The organism is Marinomonas sp. BSi20584 (genome assembly GCF_002792415.1).
In the GTDB taxonomy this organism is placed as follows: Bacteria; Pseudomonadota; Gammaproteobacteria; order Pseudomonadales; family Marinomonadaceae; genus Marinomonas; species Marinomonas polaris.
In genome coordinates, this window is the sequence record NZ_KZ454873.1 from 182899 (window position 1) to 200425 (window position 17527).

13 protein-coding genes are annotated in these 17527 nt (G+C 41.8%); 10 read left to right on the forward strand and 3 right to left on the reverse strand.

Translation table 11 applies throughout. The features are described 5' to 3' along the window. Positions 1–62 precede the first annotated feature (62 nt). The 8 genes from TY87_RS06840 to TY87_RS06875 all read left to right on the forward strand — a co-directional run bounded on the left by TY87_RS06840 (position 63) and on the right by TY87_RS06875 (position 8169). Entirely contained in the window at positions 63–674 is a 612-nt protein-coding gene (locus TY87_RS06840) for a Yip1 family protein (protein WP_100186500.1), read from the forward strand. Positions 675–895: 221 nt separating this feature from the next. Then, positions 896–1984 (forward strand): methyl-accepting chemotaxis protein, encoded by a 1089-nt coding sequence (locus TY87_RS06845; RefSeq protein WP_100186501.1) that lies wholly within the window; start codon positions 896–898, stop codon positions 1982–1984. A 377-nt stretch (positions 1985–2361) separates the two neighbouring features. Then, positions 2362–5160 carry a monovalent cation/H+ antiporter subunit A gene (locus TY87_RS06850; RefSeq protein WP_100186502.1) on the forward strand — a complete coding sequence of 933 codons (2799 nt, stop codon included), beginning with the start codon at positions 2362–2364 and terminating at the stop codon, positions 5158–5160. Next, positions 5160–5525: a Na+/H+ antiporter subunit C gene (locus tag TY87_RS06855; protein WP_012071644.1), complete on the forward strand. Its 366-nt coding sequence runs from the start codon at positions 5160–5162 to the stop codon at positions 5523–5525. The genes TY87_RS06850 and TY87_RS06855 overlap by 1 nt, the downstream gene beginning before the upstream one ends. After that, a complete protein-coding gene (locus TY87_RS06860; protein ID WP_100186503.1) occupies positions 5526–7037 on the forward strand; it encodes a monovalent cation/H+ antiporter subunit D in 1512 nt (503 codons plus the stop codon). After that, entirely contained in the window at positions 7034–7519 is a 486-nt protein-coding gene (locus tag TY87_RS06865; RefSeq protein ID WP_072842406.1) for a Na+/H+ antiporter subunit E, read from the forward strand. The genes TY87_RS06860 and TY87_RS06865 overlap by 4 nt, the downstream gene beginning before the upstream one ends. After that, positions 7513–7782, forward strand: a complete 270-nt coding sequence (locus TY87_RS06870; protein ID WP_012071647.1) for a K+/H+ antiporter subunit F — start codon at positions 7513–7515, stop codon at positions 7780–7782. The genes TY87_RS06865 and TY87_RS06870 overlap by 7 nt, the downstream gene beginning before the upstream one ends. A gap of 9 nt (positions 7783–7791) precedes the next feature. Continuing rightward, positions 7792–8169 (forward strand): Na+/H+ antiporter subunit G, encoded by a 378-nt coding sequence (locus TY87_RS06875; protein WP_072842407.1) that lies wholly within the window; start codon positions 7792–7794, stop codon positions 8167–8169. Here the strand turns inward: TY87_RS06875 and amt are convergent. Next, positions 8144–11200 (reverse strand): ammonium transporter, encoded by a 3057-nt coding sequence (amt, locus tag TY87_RS06880; protein WP_100186504.1) that lies wholly within the window; start codon positions 11198–11200, stop codon positions 8144–8146. The two genes, TY87_RS06875 and amt, sit on opposite strands and share 26 nt — an antisense overlap. Before the next feature lie 261 nt (positions 11201–11461). Then, positions 11462–13489: a hypothetical protein gene (locus tag TY87_RS06885; protein WP_100186505.1), complete on the reverse strand. Its 2028-nt coding sequence runs from the start codon at positions 13487–13489 to the stop codon at positions 11462–11464. A gap of 374 nt (positions 13490–13863) precedes the next feature. On the opposite strand from TY87_RS06885, the gene TY87_RS06890 reads away from it, so the two are divergent. Continuing rightward, positions 13864–14154 carry a hypothetical protein gene (locus tag TY87_RS06890; RefSeq protein WP_100186506.1) on the forward strand — a complete coding sequence of 97 codons (291 nt, stop codon included), beginning with the start codon at positions 13864–13866 and terminating at the stop codon, positions 14152–14154. A gap of 28 nt (positions 14155–14182) precedes the next feature. On the opposite strand, the gene TY87_RS06895 is transcribed toward TY87_RS06890, so the two are convergent. Then, positions 14183–15700: a Ppx/GppA phosphatase family protein gene (locus TY87_RS06895; RefSeq protein WP_100186507.1), complete on the reverse strand. Its 1518-nt coding sequence runs from the start codon at positions 15698–15700 to the stop codon at positions 14183–14185. 531 nt (positions 15701–16231) lie between these two features. Here TY87_RS06895 and rho point away from each other — a divergent pair. Then, the gene (gene rho, locus TY87_RS06900; RefSeq protein WP_072842412.1) at positions 16232–17497 is read left to right on the forward strand and encodes a transcription termination factor Rho; all 1266 of its coding nucleotides are present in this window, start codon (positions 16232–16234) and stop codon (positions 17495–17497) included. Positions 17498–17527 lie beyond the last annotated feature (30 nt).

A 17527-nucleotide genomic window follows, 5' to 3' on the forward strand; every position in this document is an offset into this window, starting at 1 on the left:
GTGGCTGTATCAGGACTTTTTCCAAATCCATTATGCTCACTCTGTGAGACAAGGGGGAATCCATGATCAATCATGTTTGGGGTCTTATTCATCATCCAGATAAGGAATGGCGCGAAATAAATAAGGAACATGAGTCGGTAAGTCATCTGTACTTACATCATGTTCTTTGGATGGCAGCTATTCCCGTTGTCAGTACTTTTATTGGCACGACGCAATTTGGTTGGACGTTCGGAGGAGATGAAGCCATCAAGGTGTCTTTAATGGATGGCCTTGGTTTAGGCGTGTTGTTTTACGCTCTAATTCTTGTCGCTGTGGCGATGGTCGGTAGTCTAATTCACTGGATGGCGCGAAACTTCCCGAATCGCCCTCCTCGTCAAGAGTGTATTGTCTTTGCAGGTTATATTGCTACACCCATGTTTTTAAGCGGTATTTTTGCCATTTATCCGATTATTTGGTTATGTCTACTCGCTTGTGTTGCTGGTGTTGCGTATACAGGTTATCTATTGTACCGAGGCACTCCTAGTTTCTTGGGCATTAGTCATAAACAAGGCTTTATTCTCTCCAGCACCACTCTTGGTATTGGGGTTTTAGTATTGGAGGCTTTATTGGCAGCAGTGGTATTACTTTGGAGCCTTGGTTCTGAACATAGTATTGTTTGGAGCTTCTTCCAGTAACAATATCCTATTCATTAGTTTAAGCTAAAAGTGTGCCTCCTCATCGGTCTAGGTGGCACACTTTTTTGAATCTAACCACATATAAAATAACGCAATGTTACAATTTTCCAACAAACTTCCAGCCTTTTATTGATAATTCTCACTAATCACAGATTACTAATTCGATACACTGTCGATTCAACTTTATAGCTTTATACCTAAGTCTGGATCGGACCTCTTTTATGTTTTTCAATTCTGAATTAAAACAACAAACGAAAACTCTCACACAACAACTCGAAGTAGAACGAGCGTCCCACCAGCTAAGCTTAGAAACGCTCAAAGCTGAGCTGGACTCGGTGAAAGCAGAGTTGCAACAATTTAAAAGTCATTCAGGAGATAATGTAGAGTTAATTCGCTATCAGCTGCGCGGAGGAGAAATGCTTAATTCTATTCGCTTTGGATTGGCGGATAGCGCTCAGAATTTAATTGAAGAACGTGTTGCCTTGTCTGAATTAGACAATGTATTCGATGAAACGAGAGTCGCATTAAATCGCTTAAGCGAACGCGCGAGTCTAATCAATGAACAAGCCAGCGACAGCATGGGGGCGGCCAACGTACTCGATAAAACAGCCAATGGCATTAGTCAGCTGGTTTCAAGTATCCAAGAGATTTCTGCTCAGACCAACTTATTAGCACTCAATGCTGCTATCGAAGCCGCCAGAGCAGGATCTGCTGGTCGTGGCTTTGCTGTAGTTGCAGATGAAGTTAGAAATTTGGCTGGAAAAACGCATAGCGCAAGCGAGCAGGTAGAAACATTAGTCAAACAGGTTATCGTTCAAACCGAACAGATCAAGAACATGGTGAACCAAAACCAAATCAGTGCAATGGACATCTCTTCATCGTCGGTTCAGATTGATAAAGTGGTTGATGATGTTATTTCACGTTCAAATCACATGCAGGGAGTGATTAGCATTGCTGCCACACACTCTTTTTTAAATACAGTAAAATTAGATCATGCGGTCTGGAAAAATGACGTTTATAACCGTATCGATAAAAAGAAATTCGATGAAGAGGTCAACCTGCATACCGAATGCAGATTGGGTAAATGGTATTTCGAAGGTTACGGCAGTCGACACTTCCAACAGTCACCGAGCTTTAAAGCAATTGAAACGCCACACAGAGCAGTGCATGAATCAGGCCGTGCAGCACTAAAAGCAGCACAAACTGGAAATACGAAAGAAATGCTAGTTCAACTAGATAAAATGGAAGTTGCCAGCCTACAGGTCGTCGTACATATAGAAGGTCTAATGGAAGAAGTAAAGCATCTATAATACTGTCTGAACCTATCATACAGAGCCCAGAAGAAGTGATTTTTCATTAATGGGCTCTCTATCCTTCAGTTAATCTAAGCAACTGTCGACTAAACTTACTTAATCAACAAAACCTGTTTTAAAGGAACTTTTTTTAAGTTAAGGGTTCTTATTGTTCGGCTTTATGAAAACGAATCGATACTATTTCTTGCTGTAAAAACAGTTTTAGCCTATTGATTAGATTGATAAAAGGCTATGCTTACAGGGTAGCTACTCTGTCAGTTTGTAGAGTAAACAATGTTGAAGAACCACACTTAGAGAACGATTGTTAGGATAACAACCATGCTCGCACAGCACATTCATATTATATTACCGCTCACTAGAAAGGAGTTTTGCCTTTGAGTTCACTTATCTGGCTACCTTTTCTTCCTTTATTAGGTACGTTAATCCCGCTTATTACCGCTCGCTTTAGTCGCACCGCTTGTGCGTTTATGACAGCCGCATTACCTGCTTTAACTCTCTTTTTAGTCCTTACACATGCTGGCGATATTTTCCAAGGTGAACGCTTTCAAGCAGCACTACCGTGGATTCCTGCTATTGGGTTAGAACTTGCCTTTCGTTTAGATGGTTTGGCGTTGCTGTTCTCTATTTTGATTCTGGGTATTGGTTTACTTGTTATTCTGTATGCTCGCTATTATTTATCAGCGAAAGATTCCATTGGTAAGTTTTATTCATACCTAATCCTATTCATGTTTGCCATGCTTGGCGTGGTGCTATCTGATAACTTGATTCAGCTCTGGTTTTTCTGGGAATTAACCAGTATTAGCTCCTTTTTGTTGATCAGCTTCTGGGGGCATAAAACAGAAGCCAGAAAAGGTGCAAGAATGGCGCTAACCGTCACAGGCGCTGGCGGTTTAGCCTTGTTAGCCGGTTTGTTGATTCTAGGTAACACGGTTGGTAGTTTTAGCCTACAAGATGTTTTAGACAGTGGCGAATTGATCAAAGCCAGTGCAAATTACCCGATTATTGTGGTTTTGGTTTTACTTGGCGCTTTTACAAAATCGGCTCAGTTTCCATTCCATTTTTGGCTACCTAATGCCATGGCAGCACCAACACCAGTGAGTGCCTATCTACATTCTGCAACCATGGTAAAAGCCGGTATTTTTTTGATGGCGCGTTTTTACCCAGCGCTTGCGGATACTGATCTTTGGTTCATGATAGTAAGTCTGACAGGTTTAGCGACCTTCCTTGTGGGTGCTTACATCGCGATATTCCAGCATGATTTAAAAGGGCTGTTGGCGAACTCGACCATCAGTCATTTGGGTTTGATTACCTTGTTGCTCGGCATGGGGACAGACCTTGCTGCTGTGGCCGCTATCTTCCATATAATCAACCACGCTATTTTCAAAGCCTCCTTGTTTATGGCAGCGGGGATTATTGATCATGAATCTGGCTCACGCGATATGCGTCAGTTAAATGGTCTCTGGAAATACATGCCTTACACGGCGACTTTGGCTATGGTTGCGTCGGCTTCTATGGCAGGTGTGCCATTGATGAATGGTTTCTTGTCGAAAGAGATGTTCTTCACTGAAACATTGCATCAGGCATCACTTGGATCCTTGTCTTGGTTTATTCCGGTACTGGCGACCTTAGGTGGTGTATTCGCTGTTGCATATTCGATGCGCTTTATTCACGATGTGTTTTTTAATGGTGAGCCAATTAACTTACCTAAAACACCTCATGAGCCACCGCGCTACATGCGTGTACCAGTAGAAATTTTGGTTGGGCTTTGTCTAGTTGTTGGGATTTTTCCAAGTTTAGTCGTGGGCGATCTATTATTTGCAGCGGCGGAAGCAACACTAAATGGTCCAGCACCAACATACAGCCTTGCAATTTGGCATGGTTTCAATTTCCCATTACTAATGAGTGTGATTGCTTTGCTAGGTGGCTTGTACATGTACCATAACCGCCACCATATGTTTAAGTTTCAAGCACAGTTCCCAACCAGTGACCCTAAGTTGGTGTTTGAAGGGGTTATCCAATACCTGACGAACAAGGCCAGCCGTATTATTGCCTTCACGGAAAATGGCTCGCTGCAGCGCTATACTTTCTTTGTTTTGGCTTTCGCTATTGTGATGACGGCGTCTACCTTGATGAAGCTAAATACAACCGCGGGACAACGCCCTGAGATTCCTCTTGATGCATTGTCTATCACTTGCGCTGTGCTGCTATGCGTTTCCGCTTTGGCTACCGTGGTATGGCACAGAAGACGGGTTATCGCTTTGCTCACCCTGTCTGTTGTAGGTTTGATTGTTTCGTTGGCATTCGCTCAGTTTTCAGCACCTGATTTGGCACTTACTCAGCTTTCGGTTGAAGTTGTGACGGTTATCTTGTTGATCTTGGCACTGTTCTTTTTGCCACAAAATACGCCGAAAGAATCTTCTCCTCGCCGAGTGGTTCGCGACTTAAGTCTCGCGTCATTAATTGGTGGAGTTATTGGTACTATTTCTTATGCCTTGATGACTCGCCCTCTCGATACGATTTCGACATTTTTTACCGAGAACAGTAAAACAGGTGGCGGCGGAACCAATATTGTAAACGTGATTTTGGTGGATTTCCGTGGCTTCGATACACTAGGTGAAATCACCGTGTTAGGTATTGCGGCATTAGGGATTTATAAGCTGATCGCTAAAATGCGTCTTTATATGCCATCCAGCGACGATAACGGATTGGCTTGGTCGGAAGACCGCTACCCTATTCTTTTGGCCGTGATTTCCCAGAGTCTTTTGCCATTAGCACTGTTAGTTTCTGCGTATATTTTCTTACGCGGACACAACATGCCTGGCGGTGGTTTTATAGCTGGCTTAATTACATCGGTTGCCATTATTCAACAGTATGTGGCACACGGTGTTGACTGGATTAAGACTCGTCTCAAGCTGGATTATCAAATCATGATTGGTTCAGGCATTGGTATCGCAACTCTAAGTGGTTTGGGTAGTTGGGTCTTTGGTCATACTTTCTTGTCATCTTGGTTTGATTACTTCTACTTACCAGTGATCGGCAAATTCGAATTGGCCAGTGCCATGGTTTTTGATCTTGGTGTTTTTCTTACTGTGGTTGGCGCCACTATGTTGATTCTTGCCAATCTAGGTCAATTGACCACCAGTGAGCGTCCTATTCAAAAGGAGCATGATTAATGGAAGGTTTATACGCATTTTGCGTTGGCTTATTAACAGCCTGCGGAATCTTTCTTGCCTTACGAGGCCGCACTTTTTCCGTGGTTATCGGCTTAACTCTACTGTCTTACGCTGTGAACTTGTTCTTGTTCGCCAGCGGCAGACTCAAACTTAATGCAGCAGCCGTTCTGGGTGAGTCCGAGCAATACAGCGACCCGCTTCCTCAGGCTTTGGTATTAACCGCCATTGTTATCGGTTTTGCGATGACAGCCTTTGCGGTTATTTTAGCGATGCGTGCTCGCGCTGATTTGGGTAATGATCATGTTGATGGCACCTTGCCTGCGCAACCGGGCGACGCCTCGAAGAAATCAGGAGGGAGCCAATAAATGCAGCACTTGAGCATTTTTCCGATTCTGATTCCTTTGCTATTTGGCGCCATCATGTTGTTGCCGCCAATATCTCGTGATATCAATTCGCAACGTATCACATCGATTGTCGGCACCTTGTTTTTACTGATTTCATCAGCCGCTTTGCTGTATCAAATAAATACCGAAGGTGTTCAGCTTTATGCGTTAGGCGGCTGGCAAGCGCCTTTTGGTATAGCGCTGGTTGCGGACAAGATTTCTAGCCTTCTTGTATTATTAACGGCTTTTTTAGCCTTCTGTGTGATGCTATATGCTGTCGCAGGACAAGACAAAGGTGGCGCGTATTTCCACCCACTGTTTATGTTCCAAATTATGGGCATTAACGGCGCTTTCTTAACAGGCGATATATTTAACTTATTCGTCTTTTTCGAAGTCTTACTAATCGCTTCTTATGCGCTATTAATCCATGCTGGCGGCAAACAGAAAACCCAAGCTGCTTTGCACTATGTCATTCTTAACCTTGTTGGTTCTAGCCTATTCTTGTTCGGCCTTGGTATTTTATATGGCACGCTTGGCACGCTAAATATGGCAGACATGGCAATCAAAGTTGGCCAACTGCAAGGTGAAACGGCGACACTAGCAAAAACCGGTGCGCTGTTATTATTAGTCGTATTCGGCTTAAAAGCCGCCATGCTGCCAATGCATTTTTGGTTACCGAAAACCTACGCCAGCGCTAGTGCACCAGTCGCTGCGTTATTTGCCATTATGACCAAGGTAGGGATTTACAGTATTTTCCGCGTCTATACTGTTATTTTTGGCGACGATGCTGGCGAACTGGCCAACATTGCTACTCCTTGGTTATGGCCAATGGCCTTGTTAACCATCACCATTGGTACCATAGGTGTATTCGCAAGTCCTGGAATCAAAACACTCAGCGCGAATTTAGTCATTATCTCCAGTGGTAGTTTACTGGCTTGTGCAGCAATCAATTCAGAAGCAGCAACCTCTGCGGCTCTGTATTACATGGTGCATAGTACTTTGGCATCAGCTGGATTATTTTTGCTCGCCGATGTTATGTCTCGCCAACGAGGCAAAGCCGAAGACCGTTTCGTTCGCTCACGTCCTTTTGTTCAACCTAGATTACTAGGCTTTGGATTTGCAATTTCTGCTTTGGCATTAATCGGCATGCCACCATTATCTGGGTTTGTTGGCAAAATCATGATACTGCAAGCAACACAGTCTTCTGCACAAACTATGTGGGTTTGGCCTTTGATTCTAATTGGCAGTTTAGCGGCCTTAATTGCTTTCTCACGAGCTGGCACAACGCTTTTCTGGCGTCACAATGGCAGCGTGGCTGCAGAAGCAGAACCCGCTAAAACAACGGAAATCATGGGTATCGGCTTATTGTTATTGGCCTCTCCGATTATGGTTATTTTTGGTGGCGATATCAGTGAATTTACTCAACAAGCAGCGCGTTATCTTCACGATATCCAAGCTTCTGCTTACGCGTTATTACCAGGAGTAGCCCAATGAAGTTATTCCCTATGCCATTTCACAGCCTGCTATTGTTTGTGGTTTGGCTGTTATTGAACAATTCTATTAGTGCTGGACATATGGTGTTGGCGGTTTTCTTTGCGATCACCATTCCCTTACTAGTAAACAGTATGCGTGATGAACACCCTAAGATTCTTAAGCCTTGGCTGGCGATTCGATACATACTCATGGTGTTAAAAGATATTTTGACCGCCAATGTGGAAGTGGCGCTGCTGATTATTGGTCCGATCAAAAAGTTAACTCCGGGCTTCGTCGCGATTCCGATCAATATCGACTCAGACTTAGGTATCACTATTTTAGCCAGCACAGTGTCTCTTACTCCGGGAACCGTGAGCGCAGAAGTATCGAAAGACAAAGCCTGGCTATATGTCCATTCACTTCACTTAGATGACGAAGCTGAACTGATTAAATCGGTTAAGCAACGCTATGAGAAGCCAATCAAGGAGATATTTGGATGCTAAAGATAACCATCACCATAGTGGCGGTGTGTATTTGCATTGCGCTGATTTTGAACTTATGGCGTCTCCTAAAAGGCCCAACCATATCAGACCGAATTCTGGCACTAGATACAATGTACATAAACGCCATTGCACTTATTTTGCTCTACGGCATTTATGTAGAAAGCGCGTTGTATTTTGAAGCAGCACTATTAATTGCCATGCTAGGATTTGTCAGTACTGCGGCTCTATGTAAATACTTACTTCGCGGCGACATCATAGAATAAGGATCAGTTATGCCTTTTTATCTCGAAATTATCATCTGCGTGTCTTTGCTTATTGGCGGCATTTTTCTATTGATCGGCTCTTATGGTCTTGCTCGTTTGCCTGACATTTACATGCGCCTTCACAGTCCAACAAAGGCATCGACTTTGGGAATTACTGGTGTTTTAGTTGCATCAATGATCTTTCAAAGCCACTTGAAAGGATTCCTTTCCATTCAAGAGTTTTTGATCACTTTGTTCCTGTTGATTACCGCACCAGTCGCGGCAAATATGATTGCAAAAACGGCACTGCACTATCGCACTAAGCCGTTAGAAAAAACACAGAACCAAGAGCTTATGGAAACTATCCGTAATAGAGAAACACCTAACCAATCACATGATCAGCAATAAGCAACTTGGCAATATCAGCACTTATCATGGGTTTATGGAAGTAGTAGCCTTGAAATATCTCACAACCTAGCGACTTCAACATATCCGCTTGCGGAGCGGTTTCTACACCCTCCGCAACAATCACCAGTTCTAAACTTCGCGCCAAGTGAATAATGGTTTCACAGATTTTAGCGTCTTCGATATGACGATCGCATTCTTCAACAAATGATTGATCAATTTTCAAGATATCCAATGGCAGCCGTTTTAAATAGCTTAGCGACGAATAACCCGTTCCAAAATCATCTACTGAGATTCTAATATCTAACTCTTTCAATTCTGCCATCACCTCAATACAACGCTGAATATCTTGGAGCAAAACCCCTTCTGTAATTTCAATTTCTAGCAAGCAACCGTCAATACCATAAGCAATTAGTTTCTGCGAGATGTAAGGTACCAGAGAGTCCGATACCAAATGCCGTCCAGAAAGATTCACAGCAATAGGAACAATCCGTAAACCTTGATCACGCCATGCTTTTTGCTGTAATAAAGCTTGATCAATCACCCACTCATCAATTCTAGAGATTAAGTTAGACTCTTCCGCCATTGGAATAAAGTCAGCGGGCGGAATAAGCCCTTTCGTTGGATGATTCCAGCGGATCAGCGCCTCTAAGCCGAGGATATTTTCTTTTTCCATAAAGACTTTTGGTTGAAAAACTAAAGAGAACTGTTCTGATGCAAGTGCATCATTAATCTCTTTCTCAAAACCAAACTTTTTCGTGACAATATTGGACATTTCAGGTGTAAAGAATTGCGCATTATCACGGCCTTTTTCCTTAGCCCAATACATTGCGATATCAGCTTGTTGAATCAGCCTATCGGCATCCAAACTTTGCTCGCCGGTATAGGCAATACCAATACTCGTTGGTATAGTGAAATATTGCTCGTTTAAATTCACTGGCGCTCGCATGGCCTCTAAAATTTGTTGCGCTCGCTTAGCCAAACGACTTTCATTGACATCTTTCGTCATCATAAAGACAAATTCGTCGCCGCCCCAACGGGCGATGACATCAAACTGATCAGACACTGCAATTAAACGCCTTGCAACTTCACACAGCAGCTCGTCACCAGCTTTGTGGCCTAACGTATCGTTAATAATTTTGAAGTTATCTAAATCCAAAAATAACAGTCCGACAGACGTCTTCTGTTTGGTTGCAAAAAGCAAAGCGCTAACAAGTGAGTCCATTAGATAAGTACGATTGTACAAGCTGGTCAATGGATCGCTATACGCTAAAAACTTCAAGCGTTCCTGCAACTTCACATGACGTGTCATATCTCTAATATGAAGTGTATATTCACTTTCTTGTGAAGAGTCAGCATTGGCCTTAGTAATCGCAATTTCAGCAGGAAAATCATTGTTAGGGCTACGCTGTAAACGAAACGGATTACGCCGATTCAATATCAAGCCATTTGATGTCGAGAAACCCGAGTTCAAACTTTCAAAAATCTTTTTTCTATCTTCTTCGCGAATAAAAAGACCAATAAAGCTTTTACCTTCAACTTGTTTTTTCAGACACCCAAAGGTTCGTTCTGCTGCAGGGTTAAATTCCATTACAGAACCAAAGCGGTTAATGGTCACAATACAATCCATTGATGAATTCAATATCGCTGACTTACGCATTTCACTCTCTTGAAAACGCATCAAAGCGTCATCTCGCTGCGCAATTTCAGTACTCACTCGATCAATAACTTGATTATATTTTCGAGCAATCTGCCCAACTTCTGTAAAAGGCTCCTCAGGAACAGGTTTTGAAAAATCAGCATTATTTTGTTGGTATTGCATGGAGGTTAACAAATCAAATAATTCTGTTGTCGCTCTATGCTCTGCTACATTTAAACCTTGCTCTTCTTGCTCTTTACTCGCTCGAAGCGGCATAAAACGATTCAGTAGCCACATGCAGGTATAACCCACCACAAAGCAATAGAGCCCAATAACGACAATACCTAATGCTTGAACCCCAAGCTGCCCTAAAAACCCCAAACCATTATCAATTTTATCTGTTTGTCCAAACAAAGCGACGCTCAAAGTCCCCCATATGCCCGCAAATAAATGCGCTGGAACAACATCCAATGCATCATCTAAACGCCAGCGCTCCATCAGTAAACTACCGAAATACACAACTACGCCAGAAACAGCTCCAATAATAACGGATGCCCCAGGTGACACTACATGACAAGAAGCAGTAATGCCTACCAAACCAGCAATTGTGCCATTCAGCACAAAGCCCACCTCAATATAGCCATCACGGAAATAATTAATTCCAGCAGCGATTAGCGCCCCCCAAGCAGCAGAGATAAAGGTATTTAGAATGATCATTGGCACAGCATCGGTTAGCGCTAATGTGCTACCGCCGTTAAAACCAATCCAACCAAACCAAATTAATAACGTTCCTAGAGCAGACAAGGGGAGATTATTACCAGGTGGTAACCGTATCCCCTCTTCAAAGCGTCCAAGGCGAGGTCCAATAATGATAATCGCGGCTAATGCTACCCAGCCACCAACAGAGTGCACCACGGTTGAACCCGCAAAATCAATAAAACCAAGAGCCTCAAGCCAACCTTCTGGTCCTTCTGAAGGATACACACCAGACCAAGCCCAATGCCCAACGATAGGATAAATGAATGCACTTAGAACAACAGTGATTGCCAGATAGCCAATGAACGTCATGCGCTCAGCAACCGCTCCAGACGTTAACGTTGCTGCGGTACCACAAAACATCATTTGAAAAAGAAAAAAACTTATTTCCCAAGGCGTGTGCCGATCATCAAAAAAGAAATCGCTCGCACCAAACAACCCTGCCACAGAGTCACCAAACATGATGCCAAAGCCAAACAACCAAAATAATGTCGTCGATATTATAAAATCAGATATATTCTTCGCCGCGACGTTAATGCTGTTTTTACTACGAATACGGCCACTTTCTAAACACAAAAAACCAGCCTGCATCATAAATACAAACGCAGAGGCCACCAACAACCAATAGTATTCTGCCATATATATCCTAAACAGTTAAAACCGCACCAAAAAAGCTCATGCTAAATAACGTGGGGCGAATTACGCACACCATACAAGGGCACAAGAACAAAAACGTAAAGACAAGCAACAACAATAGAAACACTAGCTTAGTCATTCAATAGTTAAGCCAACTATTGAGATTAACCAGTTATAAAAAAACAGAGCAATAAAAAAGGCTACTCAAATGTAATTGAGTAGCCTTTTTCAAACAACCATCATTCGGTGTTTAACTAAATGAAATTAACCATTTAGTGTAAGAACATTGGTTTTACTGATGCGATGACGATAAATTTCACGAAGATATTTGATCGCATTTTTAACGTTGTTTATATCCAAGCGAATATCATTAATAGATACGAAACGCTGATTGTTATCAATAAGCTCACGGTACTTTTTCTCATACATTGGCTTAATTGCATACCAGTTGGTATCTAGAATTTTTGCTGGGTTTTCATAGGTCGTAAAGAACTTATCTACCAAGGCGTCATCAAAATCATCATCTTGAATCATTTTAATTACCGCTTTGTCTATTTCATCCGTGTATCGATAATCATCACGAGCAAAACAGCGCTTCATGTAAGCGACCATTAACGTCAAAAAGTCATCACTTAAACACGGACTTTTGGCAATAAGCGTCGTTAATGATAAGTTTGCTGATGCACCAATAACAAGTGCGTAACGCTTTAATGTTGTATTTGGACATAAGCGGTTCAAATGCATTTTTAAGCGGTTCAATGCGGTGAAAGACAGTTTGTAGTCTCTTGGCAAAGAAATAATGGAAACAATAGACGAACAGTTCTTGAAGAAATGTAGATGGTTCAATGCCGTCGCGTCATAACCACTTTTGCGATAGTTCTTAATCGCTTCTCGGTATCGATCAGATTCAACTGGCAACACACTAACACCTTCAATCGCAGATGTGTCGTTATTAAAGTGCGGCAACTCAATTGAGCGACAGAACAAGTCATCAATATCAACGCTATCCTGACGTGTCCCTTCGTTCACCACGCTTTCAGCGTAAGCCACAGCAACTGGGCCCGCTAAACTCATAAATAAATCGTTAGCGTCTAAACGAATGGTTTCTGCAATATCAATACCTGCACGGCGAAAGTAGTCTTCGTCGTAATCAGTTGTTACTGCTTGAGCGGTCAAGATGTTAAAAATTTGCTGAGAAATATACTGGTTAGCGTATTTCTCCATGGTGTTAACATCGATATTATCAGAATCGCCGCCATTTTCCTCTTCCGCATAACGCATAATATCGTTGGATATCAGCATCATAGAGTTCCACGGACGAATACGCTCCATTACATCCGCTGGTACTTCGTCGTCTTCACGCTCTTCGTTATACGAGAAATTCCACTCTTCAGAAATATATTTAGTCAACAAGCGGCCTGCGTTAATATGCAATGCCTCAGAAATCTCAACATTTTTCCCAGATATGTTCGGTAGAATACAAATACCAGAAGTAAAAATGGGCTCAAAAACAAAGCTATGACGCTTATCCGCCATTTGGCTTTGATCGGAACGATAATCAAAGGTTTTACTTAAGTAAGAGAATTGTTGCGCCAGACCAAATTCAGACGCCATACCAGAACCAGTACCACCACCAGCACTAAAAATATAAAAATAAAGGCGCGATTGATTGGCTTTAATACCACAAGAATCAACTAGATAAGAATGCATCTGTTTCCAGTTTTCATTACGGAATGTCGTTGCATCTTTGTTTAGGATAATTTTTGCAAGATATTGTCCTAAAATCGGAGCATTACCTGCGCCACCAGCATGCACTTCAGACAAATCCATTATTTGCAACTTGGTGTATTCTTCTAGAAATTTAGTTCGTCCTTCCTGATTAGAAAAACGAATTCTTCCTTCAATATCTTTATCCAAATCACCCAGTAAAACGATGGGCTCAATAAGAAATACCGGCTTAACGCCATCTTTATCTTCAAGTGGCAAATGCTTGCGAATCCAGCGCATAGGTCTGAATTCACTCTCACTATCTAATATTTCTTGGCTTTCTACTTCCCGCATGTAGCTTGTTCTAGCATCGTATACTAGTGATGCGACATCCAATGCAATATTAGAACCACAACGCCCCAAACCAATTAGGCAAACAGATGGAAACACCTGTTCATTTATGCCTTCTTCATTTGTCGCCTGTGGATGGATTCGATTACGAACTACATCTAGATTTTCTAAGATCTGCTCTAAATTTGTCTCAGTAAAATAAAGATGTTCTATTGGGAGATTTTCTTGGCTCATGCGGCATCCTTTTTGAAGCAAATAACCTACAACAGATAATCATTCACGTTACCGATGAAACGACATGATATAAAGCAGAATGCTCACCTGTTAAATGCACTATTTAATTAATTGTCTTGCTGAGAGACATTGTGCAAACAATATCATCCTTACATAACAATGACACTAATATGGTGAATGTGTGCATAAAATAAATAGCAAAATGACCACTCTGAAATTTTCCTGAAGGAGATAAACAAATCTATTTAGCTCGATAAAAAGCTATTTTTTGCATTCATACTTAATTTGAGACAATAAGAGCATAAAACATACAAATAGATCATTTTTTGTACTACCCTATAGGGTATCTCAAACAACTATCTCAGGTGGCTGTTTTGTCGATTTCATCTGTATCTAGCAAACCTTTGTATCTACCTAGCATGACAGCTTCGGCAGATGCCTCTGTGCGCCAAAATTCACCTCGACAACAAGATCCTGTTCAATTATCTGATCGTGCTAAACAACTACTGGCAAATCAGCTAGCCCCTGCAAAATCGGAAGACAAAGACAACGAAGGTAAAGAGTCCGTGCAAATTTCGTCCAGTATTGGACGTTTATCACGAGTGACAGGACTTCAAAGAGAAGAAGTCGCTGCCCTTTATAGATCAATAGATAAGCTAACCTAAGACCAAGGCAACGACTTTTTTATCTTACTCAACTAAACGTGAGAGTATATCCATCAGAAATCAATGACTCAGCTTCTCGCTGAAGATTGGCTAAGGTGAGAGGCCTACTGTCTAACCATTCAGGTAAGAACTCGGCATGAAGACTTTTGTTATCTGCTTTTAATGTGAAAATAGGCATGTCGCCTTCTTTCCTATCGTGGTGCAACAAAATAGACAATCGAAGTAAAATAGACAAACGATCCAAGTCTTGTTGATCACTTTTCGTAAAACGGTAATCCAAAGATTGAGTAAACTTGCGGCGATGCCTAAGAATTAAGTTAGCCAGCGCTTGCTGCTCTTGTTGAGAGAATCCCGGCATATCCGATTCACGGATAATATAAGCACCGTGTTTATGATATCGACTATGCGAAATACCAGCGCCTACTTCATGAAGAAGCCCTGCCCAACGCAATAAATCTTCACTAGAGATACTGTTTAAGTTCCAATCTTCTTTAACTTGAGCTAAAGCAGATAATGCAGTGTGTGTAACGAGTTTTGCTTGCTCTGTATCGATGTGATATTGGTTCAACATATAGTTAACGGTACGCTCACGAATATCGGTTTCAGCGTAACGACCCATAATGTCATACAGCACACCTTCTCTTAATGCGCCATTAGAAAAATCCATTTGCTTAATATCAAAGCACTCAAATACAGCGGTTAATATCGCAATCCCCGCTGCGAAGGTACTTTTCCGCTCAGGCTTAAGGCCTGGCAACTCGATATTGTCAGCATGCCCTGCGGCAAACAATGCTTTTTGAATTTGTTTCAGTGTTTTTAGAGTAATGCCCTTCTTATTCCAATTGTTTTCCTTAACAATATTGAAAGCGGCTTTAATCGTTCCTGATGAACCAATCGCTACATCCCATGTTTCATCAAGATAATCATCTTGAATACTAAGTAGTTCTAGACGTGCAGCCGTAACCGCTTTCTGAAAATTAGATTTATTAATCACACCATCATCAAAAAAACGTTGTTTAAAACTCACACAGCCCATATGAAGGCTTTCCGTTAATATCGGCTCAAGCTGCTTACCAATAATGAACTCTGTACTACCACCACCGATATCAACAACTAGTCTTTTAGCATCACCATGATCCATTGTTCTAGAGACACCCACGTAAATCAAACGCGCTTCTTCTCGACCCGCAATGATTTCGACAGGATGACTCATAATATCCATCGCTTTACCGATGAAGTCATAGCGGTTTTTGGCGACCCTTAAAGCATTGGTACCGACAACACGAACAGAACCAGGCGGCATGTCTTCAATCACTTGTGCAAATTGCGCTAAGCAGTCCAACCCTCTTTGTTGAGAGGCGTCATCTAGGTGACCGTTAACCAAACCTGCGGCCAACTGAACCTTTTCCCCAAATTCTCCAGTGATTCTTAACTGCCCATGAGTAACTTGGGCGACAACCATATGAAAGCTGTTTGACCCCAAGTCAATGGCAGCAATTTTTTCAAATGGAAAGTCATGAGATTGTTGCAAAAAAAGTGATTGCATTCAGAAAGCCTTATGTTGCAGAAGTCTTAATAAGGACAAGAGTATATCAGTTACTGGTCGATGTCATTGGCAACAAAACACCAAAAACAACAGAGTATTTGATGAATTTTTTATAATTTTTAGCGTCTTTTAGCGAAAATCAAGTCCTAATAATGACTTAATTCTAAAAAAACACTTAGCGAATACCCCCAAAAGCCTGTGTTTGATCAAAAAATTACCAGAAAGTGTTTTTTTCCTGAATTTCACTATAGACCTCGCCTTTAAGTCGAACTATAGTATGGATGGTCTTGATAGTGATAAAGCAGTAAGTAGATCACGTTTAGATCCCAATCAAATTGTTTCGCGCTGTATTGGCTTTTGCCCTATCCGGGCTAGTGAAAAACAGAACAAAAATCTAACCATCTTGTTTTGTGTTTTTGGTGCCGAGTAGCTGATACATTGTAAAATACTTCCAGACACAAATTATTGTTACTAATTGATTAACTCTAATTCCGTCAATTTTCCTCAAATGAGCTAATACAAAACCCGTTTATGAACCTTACCGACTTAAAACAGAAATCAGTACACGAACTTTTAGAAATCGCAGCAGAAATGGGCCTAGAAAATATGGCTCGTTCTCGCAAGCAAGATGTTATTTTCTCAATCCTAAAGCGTCATGCGAAAGGTGGGGAAGACATTTATGGCGACGGTATCTTAGAGATTCTTCAAGATGGCTTTGGCTTCCTTCGTTCACCTGACTGTTCATACTTAGCAGGCCCGGACGACATTTATGTATCACCAAGCCAAATCAGACGCTTTAATCTTCGGACTGGCGACACTATTGCCGGAAAAATTCGTCCACCAAAAGATGGCGAACGTTATTTTGCACTATTAAAAGTCAGTGAAATCAACTTTGATAAGCCTGAAAGCGTTCGTAACAAAATTCTTTTTGAAAACTTAACGCCTTTATTTCCTGATGAACGTCTATTGATGGAAGCAGGTAACGGCTCCACTGAAGACGTGACATCTCGTATCATTGACCTTGTTGCCCCAATGGGTAAAGGTCAACGTGCATTGGTTGTTTCTCCGCCGAAAGCCGGTAAAACTTTTATGTTACAAAACATCGCCAATGCAATTACTCGTAATAACCCAGAATGTCATTTAATCGTGTTGCTGATTGACGAACGTCCTGAAGAAGTAACCGAAATGTCTCGTACCGTTCGCGGAGAAGTGGTTGCTTCTACGTTTGATGAGCCACCAACTCGCCACGTTCAAGTGGCTGAAATGGTACTCGAAAAAGCAAAACGCCTAGTTGAACATAAACGTGACGTAGTTATCCTATTGGACTCCATCACACGTTTGGCACGTGCCTACAACACTGTTATCCCTTCATCAGGCAAAGTATTGACTGGTGGTGTGGATGCAAACGCACTAGAACGTCCGAAACGCTTCTTTGGTGCCGCACGTAACATCGAAGAAGGCGGTAGCTTAACCATTATCGCAACGGCGCTTGTTGATACTGGCTCCAAAATGGATGAAGTTATCTTTGAAGAATTCAAAGGTACAGGTAACTCCGAATTGCACCTAGACCGTAAAATTGCTGAAAAACGTACTTTCCCTGCAATTAACATTCGTCGTTCAGGTACTCGTCGTGAAGACTTACTAACATCTGAAGATGAATTACAGCGCATGTGGATTCTTCGTAAACTATTGAATCCAATGGAAGATGTAGCAGCGACAGAATTTTTGATTGACCGCCTAAAAGTAACTCAAACTAATGATGAGTTCTTTGAGTCAATGAAAGGCAAAAATAAATAAGTAGATATTTCTGCAGCAAGAAGTCTGCGG